The organism is Vibrio sp. 2092, assembly GCF_033339635.1.
Lineage (GTDB): Bacteria > Pseudomonadota > Gammaproteobacteria > Enterobacterales > Vibrionaceae > Vibrio > Vibrio alginolyticus.
This window is the reverse complement of sequence record NZ_JAWOUY010000001.1, coordinates 95,228-114,685: the sequence shown is the minus strand read 5'-3', so window position 1 is coordinate 114,685 and position 19,458 is coordinate 95,228. Positions and strand designations below refer to the sequence as shown.

Sequence of the window (19,458 nt, the reverse complement as noted above, 5' to 3'; positions counted from 1 at the left end):
CCTCAATTGAATATTCAGTAGGAATTCCAACTGAATTTTAATTTATTTTAGCACACTATCTGCAATAAAATAATTAGAATTTATCGAGTGATTTTTAGTTTTCCCCTAGCCCAATGACTAAGGGAAAACCTGTATTTTATAGACCTAGATTTTTGAGTGCTTGTTCTTTGTTGTTAGTAAAATCTTTGTGGAAGTGATAGTTATTAAATACACGGTTCTCATTGACCCATAGTGTGTATTCATCAGGGTTTTGCTGTTTGATGCCTGCAATAACCGCGATATGGAATTCTGAGCCTGTCATTGCTTTGCGGATCACAAAATCCCAAGCTTCAGTATCGTCTTTTAAAAGGTTAGCTTCATCATTTCGACAAAGACTGATACCAGATTCGCACTCAAACAAGCCCCAACCCTCTTGATCGGCTAATTGAGCAAAGACCTCAGGCATCGGGTAATTAATCATGTCAGGGAACGTCAACGGCTCCTTAGAGAATGAGGCAAAATCAACGCCATAGTCTGCACAAAGAGAGCGCATACCTTTCATAAGCTCGGTGATTTGCTCTTCCATGCTCATGCTTGCCGTATCAAGACCAGCGTAGCTTGAGTGTGCAAGTACAGCGCGAAAAGCCAGATCAGAACGCTGTTGCTCGGTTAGCTCTTCTTCTGTCTTATCTTCTTCAGGCGAGTAAACCCAAAGAACCTCACCATCTTCGTTGCGGTTAATGCCCACACCGTGATCAATATGGAAGCGATCACCAACTTCAGTGCCTACAGGTTGGAAATTAAAGCCTACACGTAATTCACCATCAAGGTCTTTGTATGCAAATACAGCAGGTGTCATGCCGTTAATCTGGTCGTGCTCACGAGCCTCTGCGATCTTTGCTTCCAGTGTGTTTTTGTCAACCAGTGACAGTAAAGAAGTTTGGTTATTCATGGCGGTGTTCCTTTATTTGGTTAATGTAGTTATTATACACAAATAAGGTTTTAGGTCAATAGTTTAATAATTAAAAAAGAAGACCCACTACAAGAGTGGGTCAAATGCCAATTGTCTAATGAGTATTTTAGTACTCTGTATCTTATTCGAGAGTAGTTTATACGCTGTGAGTTTCCATTGCTGAGCTATTATTGTGACTGAGTACGATATTAATCGTGTAAACGTCTCGCAGCTTTACAGGCGTTCGTAGTAAGCAAGAGAGAAATACAAAATAGTAAAGGTTGATAAATAGGTTTTTCTTACCTTTTCTCTCTACCCTTAGCACTCGGGGATCGTCTTTAAAAGCCTTGGCGATTTTAGATTGACTGCTTGCTCTCAACATTGGCGATTTAATGGTGATGATTGATGTATCGCTATCGATCTTATCTAGGCTGTCAAAAAGAATGTCGTGATACAACTTTTTGAATTCTGAATGCTTGGAAAAACCTTTTCTAGCAAGCTTGGCATTCACGCTAGGCGTAAAATGTACTGTAGCCGTCTTGCATGACTTTTTCTTTGAGTAATGTACACAGTATGTACCGAAATACTCAATATTGTTGTAACGGCGCATAATAATGGCTGTAGTGGCAGTCACACTAAGGACAAACAATAAAGCTGCTTCTAAGTAGCTGTAATGCGCTGGAGAATAGGCGTTAATGATAAGGGCTAGATTCATCGGAAAGCTTGCCGTGAAAGCCAATGCGAGGCGATACAGTGGCTTTCTATCGACAAACAACTGTCTTTCGAATTTACTTTGAAAGTATTCCTGAAGTGTCAGGCTAAACATGAGCGAAGGAACAATCACTAGAACAAAGGTTTTAATCAGTTCAAACATGGCTTTCCTTAAATCGTCTTGAGCCTGAAGATGAAAAAGCAGTATAAGGATCAAATACACAAGGGGCAACATGCGCCCCCTGTCTGGTATTTATTCGTCGAAATTCTCTGGAAAATTCAATTTCAAATCCAATTCAAGCTCTTCGTCAAAGCCCTTTTTCCACTCTTTTAATGGTTCAATTGCTGTGCCAACTTCGCCAGTTGTATTTTCCGCTAGCCAGTTCATAAAAGACTTGTCTTGAGCAGGAATTGAAATGCCAGTGCGGTAAGCCTTTTTACCAATTTCATAAGGTGATGCAACTGCTTCCATGATGGTGTTCCTAAACTAAATTCATAATTAACTTTATGTGCTCAATTATACACTTATAAGATTGCGGGTCAATATAAATTTAATTGTTTAATTAAAAAGATTACTCATCAACAAAAACATCCACTCCCATTACGTCATATTCTGGATGGGTTACGCAAAACTCACCCTCTAAATCTTGGGCGTTGTAAGGCTTATTCATTTCGACTTGATAGATGGCGCAAGGGTTTCCCTCTTCGCTGTCCAAGCGTGAAAATGAGGCGCTTTTAAGGTCGTTATGTGAGACACGATACTGACTTGGGTCGATTTTTGATTCTGGCAAGAAAATGGTTAGATTAAAGGTGTTTTTCATGGTGTTAAGCTCCTAAAAAGAGGAACACTCAGCCAATTATGACTGAGTGCCTTAAAATTATGCTGCTTGTGGTTCTAGCTGTTGATTTGCTGCTTCTCTGATATTGAGAAGCCCAATGCAGCGACCTAGCTCAAAAGTGATGGATTTTGCTGTCATGCCATCCAAGCCATTGCCAAGGAATTTATGAGCAGTCGTCTCAGGCCAACCCTCAACAAAACTTTCTGGTAAGCTCTTTAATCGGCAGTGTTCTTCCTTGTTGATTAGTCGGAACAGGTCTTTCTCTGGATGCTTGATTAGTGGATCAGAACTGCCTGACTTAGTGTACTGAGCGCGGATAGTGCCGATATAGGTAGACTCTTCGTTAAAGATTTGCATACGGAAGCCCTTACCCGCTTCACGGTCACGCTTCTCTTTTTCGATCAGTCCCTGTTTTGACTTCCAGCAATCATCATCAAGAGGTACATCATCCAAGATTTCACCAAGCACACCTTTGCGCTCAAAGATAGGGCAAACATGGTCAAGGTCGAAGCCTGAATCAAGTCCCGCAGACTCGGCAACAAGGAACATACGCTCGCGAGTTTCCAGTGAAAAGCCTTCTGAATGCGAGTTGATTACGCGCAAATGAATCTTGTATTCCCACGACTCAAGTAGTGCTCTCAGTAGGTGGAAGCTTACCTCATTTTGGAACGATGGCACGTTTTCTACAATTACATATGCAGGGTTTGTGCGCTCAATAATCTGGCTGTAGTAGTAGATTAGATGAGCCGTTTTTGAGGTTTCAAATTTGTTGCCTTTCTTTGCTTTTCCAGCTTTTGAAGCGTCTGTGCATGGAGGCGTTAATTTAAGCAGGTTTAGCTTAGGAAGAGCGCCATTTCCAACGTTCAAAAGGGAGATATCTGACTCAATCAAAACTGAGCGGCTATCAAACACATGATGCACATTTGTAGCTAAGTTTTCGATGCAATCAGGGTCGTTATCAATCGCAAATCGAACAACTGTACTCAAGCCAGATAATTCAAAACCTTCGTGTCCAGCGTGATCGAATGTGCCACCACCAGCGAAAATTGAACCCATATCAAGCGGAATGTTGTTCGCTACGTTGTACTTAATGCTTTCTTCACGCTCTTTTCTGCGGCTAGCCACAGTGTTCTTATTAGCGCGAATACGGATGCCGTTTTCCTTTACCACAATGCGCAAAACTTCGTCTTCGCTCATTTTGGTTAGTAATTCTGAGTTACACTCATTGATTTCAATCAGTGGAACATAGTCGCCACGAGCTTTACGCTTAGAAACTGTTCGTGTCGCTTCTTCGCTGTTCGGGTCAACAAAATCAATAACGATTTCTTCGTCATTGTCGGTAATTTTCAGACCCATACCGATAGGCGCGTATTTTGCAAAGCGCTTGCCTTCCAACCATACACGTTTTTGAACTTCGCTGCTGTTGCGCTTGGTGTGTAAGTTGATGCCTTTATTAATCAGTAACATGGCGGTGTCTCTCTTTATTAGTTTATGGTTAAATTATACATTTCTAAGGATAAAAGTCAAAGGAAATTTAATTATTAAAATCAAAAAAATAGAGTTTTTAGTATTTACTCTGGTTACTACATATGTATAATTAAACTATTAAATCAAAAGAGCTTTCGGTAAGGCAGCTTAATTCTAGGCTGTCCTATGTCTCAGGACATGGGACACTAGGGGTAAAATGTATTCAGAGAGTCAAGAGGATAATATGATTCGACCTAATGAAAATCCATTAATGGAGCAAGTGAGAACGCTGATTACCGATCATGGTGGCTTGCTATCCACTGATATTGTGAAAATCTTACAAGGCTATACCGCTCAAATGGAGCTAAGACCGCTCACCTTCACTTACCATGCGGTAAAATACCTGCTGAACTTACATTATCAGTTGTTTGGTGGCTGCGATATTGACCGTATTTCCGCGCCTTGGATTATTAATAATGGTCAGATCGACAATTCGGAAGTCTCAAAGCGAGAAAAGCGACTTGAAGCATGGCTAAGCCTAACAGAAGACCGCATTCGTTTAATCGCAGATTGCGAAGCAGTCTGTGTAGAAGATATCAATAAGCACTTTTTAGCTGAAGATGACAGACCAACTGTTAAAGAGCTACTAGGACAGTAGCTATCTACGCAAGGTGATTTTAAATAATTAAATATTGCCTTGCAATGTATTTCATGTATAATAAAAACAAATCAAGAAACTAGGAATTACCCATGCTTACCTGTGACCGCTGCTCTTGTCAGATGGAAATTTTTGAAGCTAAATTCGTTGATAACGAGGCGCTTTGTGAGTGCTGTGCAGCGACCAATGGCGTGACCATTGGCGGATTGCCTAGCCCTATTTTTGAGTTGTTTGTTGGGTTAGTTCCTGAAAAACGTTCGAATCCAGGATTCGACCTGGTAGGCGCTTTCCTGGCTATCGAGGAAGTCTCTGAGAGCTTTCGAATTCAAGCAGCACAGCTAGATGTATTATTCTTCCATTCGGATTTCATTAATGTGGATTTAGAGTCCCTAAATAACGCGATCCACGTTTGCATGTTCTTCTCTAATATGTCTCGTGAAGATGCTGAGAATGCGCTTAGAACGGGTAAAACCGAGTATGATGAGCGAACTATCGAGCTGGCTTGTGAAATTGTATTTTCCATGTAGAGATTTTCCTATGAAATCTAAACAGTTTTTATTTATCAGTGGTAGTAAATTCAAGCTAGATAAAATTGATTCGGTTTTTTATAGACCTGCTCATGTGCAAAATATTAAGACAGCAATTAACTCTACTGTTTTAATTATTCCGCCATGCTTGCAAATCAAAGTTAATGCTTGTAATGAAAATGCCAAATCAATTCAAGATCACATGGGTTCGGAATTGATTTCATTGAATGTTTACGGATATCCAGCCGCAGATGCTGTTAAAACCCTTCGTTCTTTTGATTATTATACTCTGGAAGAGTCTGAGTATTTGCTTGAACAATTAAATGCTGAGCTAAATAAAATCCAGAAGGTTTTTGATGACAAAGTGAGGGATGGCTTTGCAATTTGTAATTTTACAAATTTCAAAGAAAACTTTTCAGCAAATGAAGTGAAGTTGTCAAATGTATTGTCTGATATTGAAATGTATCAAAAGCAACTGTCTCAATTAAGTGGTGGTTAGTTAGATAGTCCAACGATATTTTTTCACAGAGTTTAACTTCAGCCATCTAGTGCCAGCAACGATCTGGCACTAACGCTTAAGCGTAAAATCGTCTTTCATAACTCTCTCTACGCTTTGTTAGCTGATTTACCCTAAAAGTTAGGTAAGCATTTTGAAGCTTTAAACAAGCGTTCTCAATATCAAGTGCAACACACTTAACTCTCATCTTAAATAGCTGAACTTTTAAGCTCAAAAGCTCACGCCTTTGACTTTTCACTTGATTTCTCAATACCTCCAATTCCGCTTCCTCGTCTGGGTTATAGCGAAACGGGTCACGATTAAATTCATTCATGGCTTGACCGTATTTATTGATTTTACAGGCATTATACTGATTTAAGCGCAATAAATAAACAAATATAATCACCCGCATTTTAAATCTTTTTATTTACTTTTAATTATTAAAGATGTATATTGGTAAACATAAGATACGAACTGGTAGAGGCAGTCATGAAAATCCGCACAGAAGATTTACAGCGTAAGTACGACATCGTAGTAAGTGCATTGTCACAATGTACACACCATAATAAAACTATGAACGAAAAGCGCATGATTGCGACAAAAGCCATGCTTGAAGTAGATCCTAATTTCAGCGATGAAGAGAGCGCTGATAAAGAGCTTCTGATTGGATTCTTGGCGCTAAACAATATCATGATTAATCCGATGTCTGCGGATTCAGCCAGTGATTTAGCAAGGAAATCCTTGCGTCAAATGATGCCAAATTGGGCTTACGAATTTGGTCGTGATGCTTTTGAAGGTGTGCCTAAAAAGCTGGTGGACTTACTTGAGCAACTTGAAGATCTATCATGGCACAACGATGCTTTACCCCGCTTCTGCATTGCCGATTTGGGTAATGAAAAGTATTGGGAGATTGTTGTTGGATATTACAATGAATCAGGCTCTGAAAATGAATTTATCTTCGATGTTTGTTACTTCGGAGGGTTAAATCTGGAGTCTGTACAAAACGAAGAGCTTCGCCAAAAACTCGGACTTCCGTTAAATTGCGGTGTATTCGGTACAAAAGGTAATGTAACTCAAGAGTCATTTGAGATTATGATTCAGTTTATCGAGAACTTCTGTCTTGCAGACAAGAAAGAAGAATTTCTAGCGATTGTGTCAGAGTATCAGGATGATGATGAGGAATAGGTATGAAATCAAAGTCGCGTACAGCCATGTGGAAAAGGCTGAGTGAAGCCGATAGAGCGAAGCCGTTAGTAAAATCGATGATTTTTGAAGGCAAAACAGTTGCCGAAATCAAGCAGGCTCTAAAGGACTTATGTATTCCTGTCACTGCTTATAACACGCTTGTTAATCATGGCTTTGTCGAGAAGTGGCGTAAAAAAAGCAAGTTAAAAAATGCATCTTGAATTAACGAGGTAATTTCTAATGAAGTCAGTGTTTATTAATGGTTCGAAAATTCCTGCATGTATGGTGAAAGCAGCCATCGTTAACTCTTCAGTGGTTCATGAAATTGATGCGATTGTACATGAAGCTGTTTCTATTAAGCCTCCACACTTACAGATTCATTTTGGCGATAGTGGAAGTAATAGTTTCGGAAGTGCGCAAGGTGTGATCGGTGTTTTATCAGGTCAGAGAAGTGCTGTTTCTGTTCCAGTTATGAATATCTACGGCTATCAGGTTTTAGCTGTCATTGATGAATTGGCATCAGCAGGGTTTTACACTAAAGAGCAGCATGAGCAACTAACAGCATCCGTCAGTAAAGATCTGAATAAAACCCAAAAAATCTTTGATGCGCTTCTAGGTAAAGGATATGGGATTGAGTCTTACCTAAACTTTAAACCTGACTTTTCTAATTATGAGATTAAGTTTTCAAATGCTAAAAAAGTGATTGAGCAATACCAAAGAAATCTTGAATTAGTTGATTTTGAGCCTGCGAGCATTACCTTTAAAGATGGAAAGGTATGCCTAGTTAACTCATAAACGTCACATTTTTCAGTTAAAAACACAGAAAGACAGCTAGAGGCTGTCTTTTTTATTTACTCTGCGTTCGATTCGTGTATAATTAAATTATTAAATCGAATTAACAAAAGGCATTCGTTATGAAATTCATCGCAGCTCATACAGCTATTGTCTCTCAAGCGGAAGAAGGCAAACCGTTTTCATTTTTTTACCTGCAAGCTGTTGAAGTGGATGATATTCACTTTGAAAAAATCAAAGCAGATTTAGGTTTTAATGACATGGATGACGATGAAGATTCACCAATGTGCATGGCGGATCTTACAAAATGCAGTTCATTCAATCTGTATAGTATTAGTCAATTTGTTAAGCCTATTACTCCTGATTGCAACCCGCTTCATGAATTGCATCCAAACCTTAAATGCTCAAGTACGATGCCTGATTTTGTGATCCCTTACGTTGAAGGTTTAAAATTGGGTGAATGGTTAGGCTTTGATCACGAGTTGTCGCGAGAGCTGTCAGAAAAGTTCTGTGAATACCCAAGCGTAGATGGTTTCATTTCGTACTTATCTGAATGCGATGTGAAAAACCCTTCAGATTTAGAAAGTAATTTGATTGAAGGTAAGTTCACCGTTAAATTCAGTGAGCAATCTATCACCCCTAGCCTAATTATTGAGTCATGGGACTTTAAAAAGCTTGGTGGTTTTGATGTTAAACAAGCAGAACGCTTGCAAGGCGCTTTTGATCGATACTGCCGTGCTGTAAGCAATGATAATTACTCGGCAACTCAAACGGTTCAATATACGCAAGCGAAAGCGGAATTGTTAAGTTTGAAAGGTTGCAAGCCAGAGTCTTGCTAAGAAATTTTAGGAGCGGCAGAGATTGTCGCTCCGTAAGCCCTGCCAGAACTTACCTGATAATATGCATTGGTCGTCTGGGTGAAAAACTAAAGAGAATGTCAGTTAGCGCTTAAAGCGTACAATCACAACTCTCATATCTCGAATGTCACGAGTGTTCATTCGGGATATGGTTTCCTCTATTATCTCAAGCGCCTGTAGCTCTGAAAATCGACCAGAACCCGCCCCTATAATAGGAATGGCTACAGAGTCGAACCCGCTATCTGATGCGAGTTTCAGCGCGTTTATTACTGAATCTTGTATAGACTTCTCTGATGCTGTCCATAGCATATTAATGCCAGCCACATGAATGATCGCTTTGTAGGCTAATTGCCCTGCCCCTGTCATCCTGGCTTCGCCTAATGGAATTGCCCTCGCTTTCGCCAGCTCTTTGAATGGGGCTGTGCCTGCGGCTTTCTTAATAGCACCACTAACGCCTTGAGGTAAAAGCAGCCACCAAGGAATAATGTTTCTGTTCCAAGCGTTAACAATCACGTCAACGTCCTGACCAATAAGATCGCCCTCTACAATTTCATACTTCATAGCATTTACTCTTTCGTTTTTAGTCATATTACTCGGTTTTTATTTAATAAAAAACAAAATTAATTTATTGAATTTAACCATTAAATATGTATAATTAAAAACATGAAATTACGGGGAAATACTATGAGTAACTTACAGCTAACCATTTCAAGTCCAGAACTTAATCGTAAAGGTAAATTGGTACTGATTAACCAATACTTGAAGAGATGTAGCGGTAAAGTGACTATTTACAGTTGCGCTGTCGCTGATGGAACTCTTATGGTTTCACCTGAATTTAAAACTCAAGACGCTCTAAGCCGTGTAGAGGCAGGTATCAGTGAAATCCTAGAAAACATGTGTGAAGAGATGGATGGTAATGGAGATTGCTGCCATGAACATTACAACTGCTGTGATTGTGGTGGTAATGGTTGCGGTTGTCCTGGCTGCTTTTCATGTAAGGCTTGTCCATTCTGTAAAGAAGAAGACGAATAACACGGATTTACTACGCGCCTGAAAAGGTCGGGCGCACATCTTTTAGGAGGCGTTATGTTTGGGTTTGTTCAACTGATTAACAAAAACACAAAAGAGGTATTGCAGCAACGCATTGGCTCTAAGGAGCATCTTGAGTATTACTCAGAAAAAGTCTGGGTTGTGAATGACAGTCAAGAGATTGTGTTTGTTAATGAGACCAGTGTTGCTCAGCCATTCAAGTTTATGCGTCCAGTTCCTAAAGATGAGGTCATTCATGTTTTTGCCGATCTGCTAGAAACTGAAATGCCAAAAGATAATGAGGCAAATTGGATTGGAAAAGCATCTGATCTTGAGGCAATGGAGTTCTCGGGTCACGATGTGGCAGGTGATACATGGAACGCATTTACCCAAAAAGGTGAATGGGTAGGCACATCAGAATACTAGAATCGGTTTTGCCATTGCTGGCAATGGCTTAAGGTGTAAACCCATTTGAGGACGCTTATATCGCGCTAAGATAAACATGAAGAGACTTTTACTTTGCACTTTAGCCTTATTAATTACTGGATGTAATGTCTCTACTGATAGCGCAAGGGAGATGAATCTTGCGCTATTATCGAAAATTGCTCATAACGCGCCTGTACGAAAAGATTACAGTAGCCAGGAGAGCTTTGATAAGGCTTCTTTCGATTACTATGAAAAGCAAGGCTCTTTCAAAACAATCACAACGGTAAGATATCTGAGATACAGCAATTCTTGTTCTGGATTTCCATTCCCAATTTTATCTTTGAATGAAAAGCGTCATAGTGAAAAACCAATGATTGGTCAGGTATCTGGTGATCCGTTAGTTTGTATTAAGATTCCCTCTGATGTTTTAAAGGGTTCTAAGTACAAAGAAGTTGTCTTGTACTATGATTTGGTGCCAAAACATTCATCCTCCTATAACAAGATCACCAAACCCTGCAAAATGGAGAAAGGTGATGCTGTGGAGAGTTCAGATTTTGAAAAATGCAGGTTGCTTGCAGGTAACTTTAGTGCAGTAATTTCAGGAAAGGAATATTCGGTAAGTTACCTAAATCAACTTTATTGATTTTTTGATTAATCAATAAAATCAAAATACTCATCAAAAAGAAATCAAAAAAATCAATTTTCAATCCTAAAATCAATTAGTTAATCAACTAAAAGACCTCTTGCAAACTTTGTTTTTCGCTGCTAGCTTAAATAAAAGTGACGCGGGAGGTCTTATGGTTTATTTAGTTTTTTGTTCTCAAGTTCCATCGAAAAGCTTATGTGATCGCTTTGCTTCTGAAGCGGCTCACAACATGCGCAGCATTGAAAAAGCAATGAATACTAATGGCGTTTACGAGGGGTTTTCGTTCGAAGAGACTTGCGAAATACACGAAATCCAATTTCGAGCTTTTCTGAAAAATTTAAAGGTGTACCAAAGGTTTTCATCGGTAACGAGATAGACGGTAAAACGCGCCTAAGTTATCGGCGCGTTTGGCTTTCTTCTGTTTCTATTTACTCAAGTGGCGTAAAAGGTTTTTGTCTACTTGGGTCATTAGAATAAGGCGTAGCAACGCAATGTTACGCTTCATCACATCAGAATTTTTTAAATTTTCAATGCTTGATTTTAGTTCGATAAGCTTCTTGTCGTTCACTGAATCCACTTCGTACTGAAGGCTCTGCATTTGTTTTTCCATCATGCAAAGCTCAAAGAAGCTAATGTCAGTAGGCATTTGAGAGAATAGTTCTTCTCGCTTACCTTCCACATCCTTTTGAATGCTCAGAAGCCATTCATGAAGTGTCTCTTTTGAGATTTCCAGATAGGCGAGATTGCAGCTTCTTCGAATGAAATCGCCAACACTAATTTGCTTTTCGTTCAGGCTATGAGTAAGGCTAGGCTCTTTTTCCAATACCGCGTCATTGAGCATTTTAGAGTATTCAGGCTGGATAAGCTGCTGGTGGAAGTCATAGTATGAATCCAGATTGATTCGGTTCTCAAAGAAATCTTCAACCTCACCATTTTCATCAATCTCATTAAAGATATTTTCTAACTTTTGAAGCGCCAGGGATGGATGATTTAGAATGATCAATACACGTCCAATCGTCATGATGTGCTCATCATCATTCAATAGCTCTTTTACGTGGCGAGTGATGGACTTCTCTAGGCTGTTCATTGAATCTGTATTCATGGTGTCTCCTTATTATTTCTCGATTATATATCTCGACAACCCAAAAGTAAATAATTAAAATAGAGAGGGTTTGGCTATGTATTTTGGTACAATAAAAGAAAAAGGAATCATTAATGATTAAATTTTCTGTTATTGAAGGCAGTAGCCAGTGTATGGCGCTTATACACACGCCAGATGGACAATTCATTTCATCCTGTGACTTTGAAATTAACCCAGAATCCAAGCTTATCCAGATAAGAGACATGGTTTCAAGAATCGACTCTGAAACCATGCTGTTTCAAATGATGGGTGCCTATGCCAGTAATAAGGGGTATCAAATCACGCCTCATAGAGCCATAAAGAGGAATAAGAGAAGGCATGAGGCTGAAATGCAAATGTGGAATTACATGTTTAAAAACTCTGAGAAATTCCAAGCTAATGCGCTAGATGAAATCTCAGAGGTTACGCCTTATCAGGCGAGTATTCGATGTTCTTATTCTATTCCTTGTCCTGGATGGATTCATAATCGAGTTTCCGTTCATTTGAGTGATGATATGGAGGATAGCGTTAAACGCGCTCTGAGTGATTCACAGACCGTTAGAGAGGATGTTCTGAATAGTGCCGTGACCATATTTATTGAAGATGACTACCCTCTTCCACCAGCGAATCACGATACCGCTGAGAACACTTATACGGGTTACGATCTCAAGCAGGTTGTTGAAAACTACACCTCTGGAAAGTGCATGTTCCTTGCTCTTGCGCTGCAAGAAAGGTTCGGGCTTGATGTGAGAATGTGTATTGATAAGTACGAGGATTGGATAATTGAACACGCTTGGGCGGGATCTGGAAATATCACTGTGGACGCAAACGGCATTGCGGAAAACTACGCATGGGAAATGTCACCTAGCGGAAGCTATTACGAAAATGTGACCAAAGAGCAGATTTTTAATCTAATGCTTAGGTCTAAAATCTACCCTGAATTTACGGCAGATTCGGGAGAGAAAGCGATTCGAGACGCGCATAAGATGATTGATAATTACTTGCTAATGGTTGAGCCTGGCATTAATAGCATTCACGTTGAAAAGAGTCGAAATATAGATGGTTTATCTCTTACTTTATAACCTGCATTTAAATTGCAACTTTATATAATTAATGTATAATTTGCTTGATTTATTAAATAACAAAAGAGAATGAAATGAATACTATAACTTCAATTAAAGGTGAACTTTCCTACTACAGCATGAACGTAGATGCTGGTCGTTTCATGGAGCTTCTAACAGAAACTGAAAAGTTTTTTGATTTCAGTTTGTACTCCAATAAACATGTTTCACTAACCCTTGAGCAATGTGAAAAAGATTACGAGTTTTCAATTCCTAAAAACATTCTTGATAAAATCAAGGAGCGTTTACCTGATTTTGCTGACATCGCAAGTGTAGAATATATTGAAAACAAGGATGGTGGTCAGCCAGTTACTAAATATGACATGGTTGGGGTAATGCTCGCCATGATTAAGGCTTACGATAACTCATTTGAGTTTGAAAGTAGTCTGCCAGCCCCAGATCAGGTAAGCTTGAACACGCTGCTAAACGATAAAGATCCAGGCGACTTCCTATACGACTAATAGAAGCCCCCTTGATTAATCAAGGGGGTTTTGCCATTGTTTTGTATTAGGGTCGGAATAAAATAGAGTAATAAATATGAAGTTAAATGAGGTATCCGTTAATACTCAGTATTGCGGCATCCTGCTTGATGCTTCAAGCATCATCGTAGCCGCAAATAGAACAAACAAAAACGCCTGCCCCGCAAACACCTTGTTCGTGTGGGCAGATCGCTCTCAGCTCGGATTTTTTAAGCGTTAGTTCTCTTTTTTTGTCATCAATCTCTTTTTCTATCGCTGCAATTTCAGTAACGATCTTATCGCGAGCCTGAACTCGTTCTGGATTGGGTTTAATGCTCATAATGATTTCTCAATTTTTTCATTTTGAGCATTATAGTTCTAATCCAATCAGGATTTAAAGCTGTTCTGTACTTAGCTGCATTCGAACAAGTAGCGGATTGAGTTTTTCAGCCAGTTCGCCAGAATTCATCAACGCCATCATTTTTTCATCATGAGTATCAACACGAGCAGTAAGGCATCGCTCGGAACCGTAGCAGTCAGCAATGTGCATTGCCTTAATCTTACTCAAGATTTCAATTCCTTTATAAAACGCAGGAATTTCTTCAATTAATGAGTAATCGATGTTGGAAATCGCTGTCTCTCGTGCGCGATAAACACCATCGCCAGTGTCGCATTCTGCTGAAATATCGTGAAGATCGTTAGATGCGCTTGAATAGTGGATTTCTAATGAGTAACAGGCATCAGCCAGGCTTTCATCTACCACAACCTGAGAGATTTGGTAGCGTGATTCCTCATCGTTAGTGGTCATTGCTGAATATGCCGCTCTTACATAGTCTCCAGCCATAATTCCAGCCGAAAAAGTAATTGCGATTAGAATTTTGCTGGCAACACTTCTCTTGCTTAATGTCATAAATTACACCTTTTATGGGAAACCCCTTAATTGATTTAATTATACAACTCTCAGTAGTGCGGTCAATATTTTTTATTAAATAAATTGACTTTGGTGCATTGAGTTGTATAGTAGAAAACAACCATGTATTGAGAATGAGGTCTCCATGAAAGAATCAGTTATGAGCATGAAAATCGGATTTATCAACTACGATGAAGATGGCGCGGTTGAGTCTGCGAACCGCAAAGGCATCTATTCTGATGAGTTAAACCTGCTGGCTCGCGAAATCATCCGAGATCTAAATCAAAGTAAGTGTGTTGAAGTGCTTATCCAACACAATGCTAAGATTCAGGTTATCAAAGTGTCCGATTACAGCATGAAATACCTTGAATTTAACCCTTCAAAAGATGCGTCTCCGATTGAGATGAATTTAACAACATTTGAAGTGGCTCAAGAGGTTCTTGAGTCTCAACTAGCATCCCTTCTGAGTGAAACATTGGAGCCGTTTTTCAGCTTCTACGGCAACAAAAAGAGCTAAGCTCTTAGTCATCTCAGTTAATGCTAAAACCCCGCTAAGGAACAACCTGGCGGGGTTTTCTTTTGGGTTCAAGCTAGATTCATCTGGCTTTGGGTGCTTAATGGTTATTTATTGCTCCTCAAACGTGTCTTTGATACGATGCTTATCAAAATGAATCAATAAAAGGCGCTATAATGAATACCATTATTTTAACCAAAAAAAATCCCGTTATTTCACTTAAAAAAGAGTCTGTTGTAGGAAAGATAGGCATTAATCTTAATTGGAGTCAAAAAAAAGGCTTTTTTGCTTCAGTTTTAGGCACTAATGCAGATCTGGATTTGGGTTGTTTATATGAACTAAAGAATGGGCGTAAAGGTTGCGTACAGGCTCTTGGTAACGCTTTTGGTTCTTTACAAAGCGAGCCGTATATCAAGCTTGATCATGACGACCGTACAGGTGAGAGTGATTCAGGTGAAAATATGGATGTGAATGCAAGTAAGTGGAATCATATCCAACGGGTTCTTGTATTCGCTTACATTTACAATGGGGTCAGCAATTGGAATGGCATTGATGGGGTGGTTACTGTTAAGGTTGCAGGTCACGAAGACATTGTGGTCAATATGGAAAATGCTCAGAATGGTAAAACAATGTGCGCAATTGCAATGCTTGAAAATGATAATGGCTCAATCAAGGTTACAAGATTAGAAGAGTATTTTAAAGGTCATGAGGCTATGGATAGAGCGCATGGCTGGAACATGAACTGGACACCAGGAAGAAAGTAACCCCCTTTCAAAACTTAAATGCACACTTATCTTAAAAGACGGATTTTCCGTCTTTTTTTCTTTGCAAATAAAAGTGATGCAAAAAAACATTAAATAATTAAAAAATAAATATTGACTCTGCCGCCAACTAATGTATTATTAAACACATCAAGACGCACAAGGCGTTAAATAAAAGAATCTCATAGAAGGAACGCACCATGACTACTACTAACATTCAAAAAGCAATCGCAACTGCAACTGCAACCGCTACTGGTGTAGCACTGGCGTCTAAAGACGGTCTGCGTAAGCTAAGCGGCAATAAGGATATCGAAGTTAAGCGCGTAAACGGCTTCAACGCCGATCCTCGTATGCTTTGGATTGAAGAAGGTTTCAACGTTCGTGATATCGACGCAGAACATGTAGAAGGCTTTGTACGCTCATACACAGACGGTAAATACGTTCCGCCAATCGAAGTAGTAGTTGTGGAAGTTGACGGAGTTCAACGCCTGAAAGTAGTAGAAGGCCATCACCGTACTGTTGCTATTTACCAAGCAATTGAAAACGGCGTAGATCTGAAAGCGGTATCTGTTATCGAAGTAACAGGCAACGAAGTAGACCAGCTTGCTCGCATGATTAAGTCTGCGGAAGGTCGCCCCCTAACAGCGATTGAGCTTGCTAACGCTTACAACCGTATGATGGGTATGGGACTGAACCAAACTCAAGTAGCGGAAGAGCTAGGCACTACCCCTGCTCAAGTAAACAACTACCTACTGCTGCTTAAAGCGCCTCAGGAGCTGAAAGCGATGATTCAGTCTGGTGAATACTCAGCGACTAACGCTTGGAACAACATTCGTAAGCACGGTGCTGATATTGCAATGGCAATGGCTAAAGAAGAAGTTCGCGCCAAATCTGAAAAGAAAGCGGCTAAAGCTAATGGTGAAAAGCCTGCTAAATCAACTGGCACATCAGCTCTGAAAAAAATCAAGCTGGCACCTAAAAAAGTAACGGGTATGGGTGCAATCGTAACCTCTCTAGCTACGCAGGTATCGCTAGAGTCTCTTGAAGAAGAGAAAGAAGTTAAGCTAACCATGACTGCTGAAATGGCTAAAAAGCTGCTGTCTCTGGCTGCTGAGCTTGACGAAATTGAGACTCACAACGCTAAAGCTGATCAGATGATGAAAGAGCTTGCGGTGAAAGCGAAGCAAGAAGAAAAAGGCGGTGTTGTTCTTGAAGAAAAATCAGAAGAACAGCTAGAAATCGCAGCATAAGCGGTTACAACAAAGACAAGAGGTAGTGATTTCACTGCCTCTTTTTTTATGATTAATTCCTGGTGTAGGCACTTTTTATTTTTTATTGAATAAATTAATTAAATAATTAAAAAATATGCTTGACTCTGCCGCCAACTAATGTATTATTAAACACATCAAGACGCACAGGGCGTTAAATTAAAGAATAGTAAAGAAGGAACACACCATGACTACTACTAACATTCAAAAAGCAATCGCAACTGCAACTGCAACCGCTACTGGTGTAGCACTGGCTTCTAAAGACGGTCTGCGTAAGCTAAGTGGCAACAAGGATATCGAAGTTAAGCGCGTAAACGGCTTCAATGCTGATCCTCGCCTGCTTTGGATTGAAGAAGGTTTCAACGTTCGTGATATCGACGCTGAACACGTAGAAGGCTTTGTACGCTCTTACACTGACGGTAAGTACGTTCCGCCAATCGAAGTAGTAGTTGTGGAAGTGGATGGCGTTCAACGCTTGAAAGTTGTAGAAGGTCATCACCGTACTGTTGCAATCTACAAAGCTATTGAAAGTGGCGTGGATCTGAAAGCGGTATCTGTTATCGAAGTAACAGGCAACGAAGTAGACCAGCTTGCTCGCATGATTAAGTCTGCGGAAGGTCGCCCTCTAACAGCAATTGAGCTTGCTAACGCTTACAACCGCATGATGGGTATGGGTCTAAACCAAACTCAAGTAGCGGAAGAGCTAGGCACTACCCCTGCGCAAGTAAACAACTACCTGTTACTGCTAAAAGCCCCTCAGGAGCTGAAAGCAATGATTCAGGCTGGCGACTACTCAGCGACTAACGCTTGGAACAATATTCGTAAGCACGGTGCTGATATTGCCCTGGCAATGGCTAAAGAAGAAGTTCGCGCTAAATCTGAAAAGAAAGCGGCAAAAGAGAAAGGTGAAAAGCCTGCTAAATCAACTGGTACATCAGCTCTGAAAAAAATCAAGCTGGCACCAAAGAAAGTAAACAGCATGGGTGATATCGTGTCTTCTCTGGCTTCACAGGTAACGCTAGAAGCTCTTGAAGAAGAGCAAGAAGTTAAACTAACCATGACTGCTGAAATGGCTAAAAAACTGCTGTCGCTGGCTGCTGAGCTTGACGAGATTGAAACTCACAACGCTAAAGCTGACCAGATGATGAAAGAGCTTGCAGTGAAAGCGAAGCAAGACGAAAAAGAAGGTGTTGTTCTTGAAGAAAAATCAGAAGAACAGCTAGAAATCGCAGCATAAGACACCAGAAATTAAAGAGAGACGGTTAACCCCCGTCTCTTTTTTTATTTGATAAATATCATTGACAGAGATGCTTATGAATCAATAAAATATTGGTATTGGAGAGTCACTACCATAAGTGTGAAGTTAAAAAATCGACCCTGCTTCGGCGGGGTTTTTGCGTTTCAGATAAAGAAAAAAGCCAAGAAGAAAAGAAACATTGTTTCTGAGGCGATTTATCGCCTCTCAACTAAAATAAATATTGACTCTCAAGCTTAATCCATGTATAACTATATACATCTTCTGGTTGGCAGTGCTTGTACACTGACTGGTTGGAAGTCGAGGTTTATCGAGCCTGGTTTTATCTCATACAGATTGTCTGTAATGGCGAATTCGATTGATTACCAAATTCAATCTTAATATTAGTCTCTTAAAGTGACTGGATTGAAAGTGGAACGAGATAGACACGAAATAAAAATCTGGTCACGATATAAGGATTAATATTATGTCAAAGCTAATCTTAAACGTTTCTAAAGAAGAATTCGAAAACCGCCTAGCGTCAGCTATTGAAGGCGCAATGCAATCACCGCTGAAAAAGAAGCGAACTCAAATCTTAAATGCGGCAATGGTACAGATCTTACACGGCGGTAGAGCTGATGGTCAGCACGAACACAATTTAGAGCAGTTCTGGAAAGAAGAGTCTCAATCTGAAACCGCTTCGTTCATGTGGGTTGGCACTGAAAACTATCGCCATGAGAACACTTATGAAGACGATAGCTCAACCGTAACAGGATCAAGCGAAGATGAGGTTAAGAGACAACTTTACTCTAACGTATTGAGCTACCTTGCTGATACCGTGTCGCTTGCAATTAATGCATCTATGCTTATCGAAGCGATTGATGAGACAGGCTCTGATTACGCAGAACGATTCTTGGATGAGGCAGGTAAATCAGTTGATGAATTGACTGATGAAGATGTTGCAGAGCTTTTGGAGTATTCTTCTAACGCAGAGCTTGAGGTTCAAGAAGCAATTTTTGAGCATGTGGTGTCGTTAAGCTGTGTTGAGGGTAATCACACCATCACTGAAGTTGAATGCAAAACCGCGCCTAAGGCTCTGCCAGAGCCAGTTCAAGAGCCAGAGAAACGCTTTGTGACGATTCACACCATCATCAAGACTGACAAGGCTGAAGGTCAAGATGAAGGTATTGATAATATCTCTGTTTACAACACATTAAGCGCAGATGAGCATGACCGTCAGTTGCTTGAGTTCTTCCGTCAGTATGCGGAAGAGAATGCGTCATTTGATAAAGATGATCTGATTGCGCATAGCGTTACTCAGGACGTTATGAGTGATGCAGGTATTGACGATGAAGAGCTTGAAGATAAAGACTTCGATCATATTGTTGAATGGCTATGTGAGAATGGACGACCAAATATGTTGGTTGACATGATCCCTGATCTTACATACGGAATGTACGAAATCACGGTTGAGTACAAACAAGAGCAAATCTAACTGATTAGTAAGC

At 40.0% G+C, this 19,458-nt stretch carries 27 protein-coding genes; 17 read left to right on the top strand and 10 right to left on the bottom strand.

Features of this window, described 5'->3' with window-relative positions; translation table 11 throughout:
• Positions 1 to 136: 136 nt before the first annotated feature.
• The 5 genes from R7P80_RS00820 to R7P80_RS00800 form a co-directional block, all read right to left on the bottom strand.
• Positions 137 to 931 carry a hypothetical protein gene (locus R7P80_RS00820; RefSeq protein ID WP_318096422.1) on the bottom strand — a complete coding sequence of 265 codons (795 nt, stop codon included), beginning with the start codon at positions 929 to 931 and terminating at the stop codon, positions 137 to 139.
• Positions 932 to 1,088: 157 nt separating this feature from the next.
• On the bottom strand, positions 1,089 to 1,805 hold the full coding sequence (locus R7P80_RS00815) for a hypothetical protein (protein WP_054389051.1): 717 nt from the start codon (positions 1,803 to 1,805) through the stop codon (positions 1,089 to 1,091).
• Between the two features lie 90 nt (positions 1,806 to 1,895).
• Positions 1,896 to 2,114, bottom strand: coding sequence for a hypothetical protein (locus R7P80_RS00810; protein WP_020330690.1), 219 nt, complete (start codon positions 2,112 to 2,114; stop codon positions 1,896 to 1,898).
• Between the two features lie 100 nt (positions 2,115 to 2,214).
• Positions 2,215 to 2,463: a hypothetical protein gene (locus R7P80_RS00805; protein WP_085762264.1), complete on the bottom strand. Its 249-nt coding sequence runs from the start codon at positions 2,461 to 2,463 to the stop codon at positions 2,215 to 2,217.
• Between the two features lie 57 nt (positions 2,464 to 2,520).
• Entirely contained in the window at positions 2,521 to 3,948 is a 1,428-nt protein-coding gene (locus tag R7P80_RS00800; RefSeq protein WP_140294269.1) for a DNA cytosine methyltransferase, read from the bottom strand.
• Positions 3,949 to 4,192: 244 nt separating this feature from the next.
• On the opposite strand from R7P80_RS00800, the gene R7P80_RS00795 reads away from it, so the two are divergent.
• From R7P80_RS00795 to R7P80_RS00785, 3 genes are all read left to right on the top strand, one after another.
• Complete coding sequence (locus tag R7P80_RS00795) at positions 4,193 to 4,606, top strand: hypothetical protein (RefSeq protein ID WP_116921067.1); 414 nt, start codon at positions 4,193 to 4,195, stop codon at positions 4,604 to 4,606.
• A gap of 92 nt (positions 4,607 to 4,698) precedes the next feature.
• A complete protein-coding gene (locus R7P80_RS00790; protein ID WP_048516526.1) occupies positions 4,699 to 5,133 on the top strand; it encodes a hypothetical protein in 435 nt (144 codons plus the stop codon).
• Between the two features lie 10 nt (positions 5,134 to 5,143).
• Positions 5,144 to 5,632 carry a hypothetical protein gene (locus R7P80_RS00785; protein ID WP_273981096.1) on the top strand — a complete coding sequence of 163 codons (489 nt, stop codon included), beginning with the start codon at positions 5,144 to 5,146 and terminating at the stop codon, positions 5,630 to 5,632.
• A 76-nt stretch (positions 5,633 to 5,708) separates the two neighbouring features.
• On the opposite strand, the gene R7P80_RS00780 is transcribed toward R7P80_RS00785, so the two are convergent.
• Positions 5,709 to 6,041, bottom strand: a complete 333-nt coding sequence (locus tag R7P80_RS00780) for a hypothetical protein (protein WP_318096416.1) — start codon at positions 6,039 to 6,041, stop codon at positions 5,709 to 5,711.
• Between the two features lie 77 nt (positions 6,042 to 6,118).
• Here R7P80_RS00780 and R7P80_RS00775 point away from each other — a divergent pair, with 77 nt between their 5' ends.
• From R7P80_RS00775 to R7P80_RS00760, 4 genes are all read left to right on the top strand, one after another.
• On the top strand, positions 6,119 to 6,814 hold the full coding sequence (locus R7P80_RS00775) for a hypothetical protein (protein ID WP_318096414.1): 696 nt from the start codon (positions 6,119 to 6,121) through the stop codon (positions 6,812 to 6,814).
• 2 nt (positions 6,815 to 6,816) lie between these two features.
• On the top strand, positions 6,817 to 7,035 hold the full coding sequence (locus R7P80_RS00770; RefSeq protein ID WP_020330700.1) for a hypothetical protein: 219 nt from the start codon (positions 6,817 to 6,819) through the stop codon (positions 7,033 to 7,035).
• 19 nt (positions 7,036 to 7,054) lie between these two features.
• Positions 7,055 to 7,609: a hypothetical protein gene (locus R7P80_RS00765; RefSeq protein WP_021485493.1), complete on the top strand. Its 555-nt coding sequence runs from the start codon at positions 7,055 to 7,057 to the stop codon at positions 7,607 to 7,609.
• Positions 7,610 to 7,728: 119 nt separating this feature from the next.
• The gene (locus R7P80_RS00760; protein ID WP_318096411.1) at positions 7,729 to 8,445 is read left to right on the top strand and encodes a hypothetical protein; all 717 of its coding nucleotides are present in this window, start codon (positions 7,729 to 7,731) and stop codon (positions 8,443 to 8,445) included.
• A 102-nt stretch (positions 8,446 to 8,547) separates the two neighbouring features.
• Here the strand turns inward: R7P80_RS00760 and R7P80_RS00755 are convergent, their stop codons facing one another.
• Entirely contained in the window at positions 8,548 to 9,024 is a 477-nt protein-coding gene (locus tag R7P80_RS00755) for a macro domain-containing protein (RefSeq protein ID WP_045592387.1), read from the bottom strand.
• Between the two features lie 123 nt (positions 9,025 to 9,147).
• Here R7P80_RS00755 and R7P80_RS00750 point away from each other — a divergent pair, with 123 nt between their 5' ends.
• The 3 genes from R7P80_RS00750 to R7P80_RS00740 all read left to right on the top strand — a co-directional run bounded on the left by R7P80_RS00750 (position 9,148) and on the right by R7P80_RS00740 (position 10,561).
• Entirely contained in the window at positions 9,148 to 9,495 is a 348-nt protein-coding gene (locus tag R7P80_RS00750; protein WP_187027481.1) for a hypothetical protein, read from the top strand.
• Positions 9,496 to 9,549: 54 nt separating this feature from the next.
• A complete protein-coding gene (locus R7P80_RS00745; protein ID WP_229623895.1) occupies positions 9,550 to 9,918 on the top strand; it encodes a hypothetical protein in 369 nt (122 codons plus the stop codon).
• A 76-nt stretch (positions 9,919 to 9,994) separates the two neighbouring features.
• Positions 9,995 to 10,561: a hypothetical protein gene (locus tag R7P80_RS00740; protein ID WP_229623896.1), complete on the top strand. Its 567-nt coding sequence runs from the start codon at positions 9,995 to 9,997 to the stop codon at positions 10,559 to 10,561.
• A 427-nt stretch (positions 10,562 to 10,988) separates the two neighbouring features.
• Here the strand turns inward: R7P80_RS00740 and R7P80_RS00735 are convergent, their stop codons facing one another.
• Positions 10,989 to 11,666 (bottom strand): hypothetical protein, encoded by a 678-nt coding sequence (locus R7P80_RS00735; protein WP_318096410.1) that lies wholly within the window; start codon positions 11,664 to 11,666, stop codon positions 10,989 to 10,991.
• A 113-nt stretch (positions 11,667 to 11,779) separates the two neighbouring features.
• Between R7P80_RS00735 and R7P80_RS00730 the strand changes: the two genes are divergently transcribed.
• Entirely contained in the window at positions 11,780 to 12,766 is a 987-nt protein-coding gene (locus R7P80_RS00730) for a hypothetical protein (RefSeq protein WP_229623898.1), read from the top strand.
• Positions 12,767 to 12,840: 74 nt separating this feature from the next.
• Positions 12,841 to 13,266 carry a hypothetical protein gene (locus R7P80_RS00725; RefSeq protein ID WP_229623899.1) on the top strand — a complete coding sequence of 142 codons (426 nt, stop codon included), beginning with the start codon at positions 12,841 to 12,843 and terminating at the stop codon, positions 13,264 to 13,266.
• Between the two features lie 133 nt (positions 13,267 to 13,399).
• Here the strand turns inward: R7P80_RS00725 and R7P80_RS00720 are convergent, their stop codons facing one another.
• Together R7P80_RS00720 and R7P80_RS00715 are read right to left on the bottom strand one after the other, a co-directional pair.
• Complete coding sequence (locus R7P80_RS00720) at positions 13,400 to 13,603, bottom strand: hypothetical protein (protein WP_048516517.1); 204 nt, start codon at positions 13,601 to 13,603, stop codon at positions 13,400 to 13,402.
• A 54-nt stretch (positions 13,604 to 13,657) separates the two neighbouring features.
• Positions 13,658 to 14,173: a hypothetical protein gene (locus R7P80_RS00715; protein WP_045592368.1), complete on the bottom strand. Its 516-nt coding sequence runs from the start codon at positions 14,171 to 14,173 to the stop codon at positions 13,658 to 13,660.
• Positions 14,174 to 14,318: 145 nt separating this feature from the next.
• On the opposite strand from R7P80_RS00715, the gene R7P80_RS00710 reads away from it, so the two are divergent.
• The 5 genes from R7P80_RS00710 to R7P80_RS00690 all read left to right on the top strand — a co-directional run bounded on the left by R7P80_RS00710 (position 14,319) and on the right by R7P80_RS00690 (position 19,445).
• The gene (locus R7P80_RS00710) at positions 14,319 to 14,690 is read left to right on the top strand and encodes a hypothetical protein (protein WP_038128458.1); all 372 of its coding nucleotides are present in this window, start codon (positions 14,319 to 14,321) and stop codon (positions 14,688 to 14,690) included.
• A gap of 173 nt (positions 14,691 to 14,863) precedes the next feature.
• On the top strand, positions 14,864 to 15,451 hold the full coding sequence (locus tag R7P80_RS00705; protein WP_020330713.1) for a TerD family protein: 588 nt from the start codon (positions 14,864 to 14,866) through the stop codon (positions 15,449 to 15,451).
• A 197-nt stretch (positions 15,452 to 15,648) separates the two neighbouring features.
• A complete protein-coding gene (locus tag R7P80_RS00700) occupies positions 15,649 to 16,698 on the top strand; it encodes a ParB/RepB/Spo0J family partition protein (protein ID WP_045592366.1) in 1,050 nt (349 codons plus the stop codon).
• Between the two features lie 205 nt (positions 16,699 to 16,903).
• A complete protein-coding gene (locus R7P80_RS00695) occupies positions 16,904 to 17,953 on the top strand; it encodes a ParB/RepB/Spo0J family partition protein (RefSeq protein ID WP_229623903.1) in 1,050 nt (349 codons plus the stop codon).
• A gap of 484 nt (positions 17,954 to 18,437) precedes the next feature.
• Positions 18,438 to 19,445, top strand: coding sequence for a hypothetical protein (locus R7P80_RS00690; RefSeq protein WP_318096405.1), 1,008 nt, complete (start codon positions 18,438 to 18,440; stop codon positions 19,443 to 19,445).
• Positions 19,446 to 19,458: the final 13 nt, after the last annotated feature.

Excerpts from the sequence above, each read along its gene's own strand:
- R7P80_RS00820 (WP_318096422.1), bottom strand. The coding sequence starts at position 931 with ATGAATAACCAAACTTCTTTACTGTCACTGGTTGACAAAAACACACTG.
- R7P80_RS00815 (WP_054389051.1), bottom strand. The coding sequence starts at position 1,805 with ATGTTTGAACTGATTAAAACCTTTGTTCTAGTGATTGTTCCTTCGCTC.
- R7P80_RS00810 (WP_020330690.1), bottom strand. The coding sequence starts at position 2,114 with ATGGAAGCAGTTGCATCACCTTATGAAATTGGTAAAAAGGCTTACCGC.
- R7P80_RS00805 (WP_085762264.1), bottom strand. The coding sequence starts at position 2,463 with ATGAAAAACACCTTTAATCTAACCATTTTCTTGCCAGAATCAAAAATC.
- R7P80_RS00800 (WP_140294269.1), bottom strand. The coding sequence starts at position 3,948 with ATGTTACTGATTAATAAAGGCATCAACTTACACACCAAGCGCAACAGC.
- R7P80_RS00795 (WP_116921067.1), top strand. The coding sequence starts at position 4,193 with ATGATTCGACCTAATGAAAATCCATTAATGGAGCAAGTGAGAACGCTG.
- R7P80_RS00790 (WP_048516526.1), top strand. The coding sequence starts at position 4,699 with ATGCTTACCTGTGACCGCTGCTCTTGTCAGATGGAAATTTTTGAAGCT.
- R7P80_RS00785 (WP_273981096.1), top strand. The coding sequence starts at position 5,144 with ATGAAATCTAAACAGTTTTTATTTATCAGTGGTAGTAAATTCAAGCTA.
- R7P80_RS00780 (WP_318096416.1), bottom strand. The coding sequence starts at position 6,041 with ATGCGGGTGATTATATTTGTTTATTTATTGCGCTTAAATCAGTATAAT.
- R7P80_RS00775 (WP_318096414.1), top strand. The coding sequence starts at position 6,119 with ATGAAAATCCGCACAGAAGATTTACAGCGTAAGTACGACATCGTAGTA.
- R7P80_RS00770 (WP_020330700.1), top strand. The coding sequence starts at position 6,817 with ATGAAATCAAAGTCGCGTACAGCCATGTGGAAAAGGCTGAGTGAAGCC.
- R7P80_RS00765 (WP_021485493.1), top strand. The coding sequence starts at position 7,055 with ATGAAGTCAGTGTTTATTAATGGTTCGAAAATTCCTGCATGTATGGTG.
- R7P80_RS00760 (WP_318096411.1), top strand. The coding sequence starts at position 7,729 with ATGAAATTCATCGCAGCTCATACAGCTATTGTCTCTCAAGCGGAAGAA.
- R7P80_RS00755 (WP_045592387.1), bottom strand. The coding sequence starts at position 9,024 with ATGAAGTATGAAATTGTAGAGGGCGATCTTATTGGTCAGGACGTTGAC.
- R7P80_RS00750 (WP_187027481.1), top strand. The coding sequence starts at position 9,148 with ATGAGTAACTTACAGCTAACCATTTCAAGTCCAGAACTTAATCGTAAA.
- R7P80_RS00745 (WP_229623895.1), top strand. The coding sequence starts at position 9,550 with ATGTTTGGGTTTGTTCAACTGATTAACAAAAACACAAAAGAGGTATTG.
- R7P80_RS00740 (WP_229623896.1), top strand. The coding sequence starts at position 9,995 with ATGAAGAGACTTTTACTTTGCACTTTAGCCTTATTAATTACTGGATGT.
- R7P80_RS00735 (WP_318096410.1), bottom strand. The coding sequence starts at position 11,666 with ATGAATACAGATTCAATGAACAGCCTAGAGAAGTCCATCACTCGCCAC.
- R7P80_RS00730 (WP_229623898.1), top strand. The coding sequence starts at position 11,780 with ATGATTAAATTTTCTGTTATTGAAGGCAGTAGCCAGTGTATGGCGCTT.
- R7P80_RS00725 (WP_229623899.1), top strand. The coding sequence starts at position 12,841 with ATGAATACTATAACTTCAATTAAAGGTGAACTTTCCTACTACAGCATG.
- R7P80_RS00720 (WP_048516517.1), bottom strand. The coding sequence starts at position 13,603 with ATGAGCATTAAACCCAATCCAGAACGAGTTCAGGCTCGCGATAAGATC.
- R7P80_RS00715 (WP_045592368.1), bottom strand. The coding sequence starts at position 14,173 with ATGACATTAAGCAAGAGAAGTGTTGCCAGCAAAATTCTAATCGCAATT.
- R7P80_RS00710 (WP_038128458.1), top strand. The coding sequence starts at position 14,319 with ATGAAAGAATCAGTTATGAGCATGAAAATCGGATTTATCAACTACGAT.
- R7P80_RS00705 (WP_020330713.1), top strand. The coding sequence starts at position 14,864 with ATGAATACCATTATTTTAACCAAAAAAAATCCCGTTATTTCACTTAAA.
- R7P80_RS00700 (WP_045592366.1), top strand. The coding sequence starts at position 15,649 with ATGACTACTACTAACATTCAAAAAGCAATCGCAACTGCAACTGCAACC.
- R7P80_RS00695 (WP_229623903.1), top strand. The coding sequence starts at position 16,904 with ATGACTACTACTAACATTCAAAAAGCAATCGCAACTGCAACTGCAACC.
- R7P80_RS00690 (WP_318096405.1), top strand. The coding sequence starts at position 18,438 with ATGTCAAAGCTAATCTTAAACGTTTCTAAAGAAGAATTCGAAAACCGC.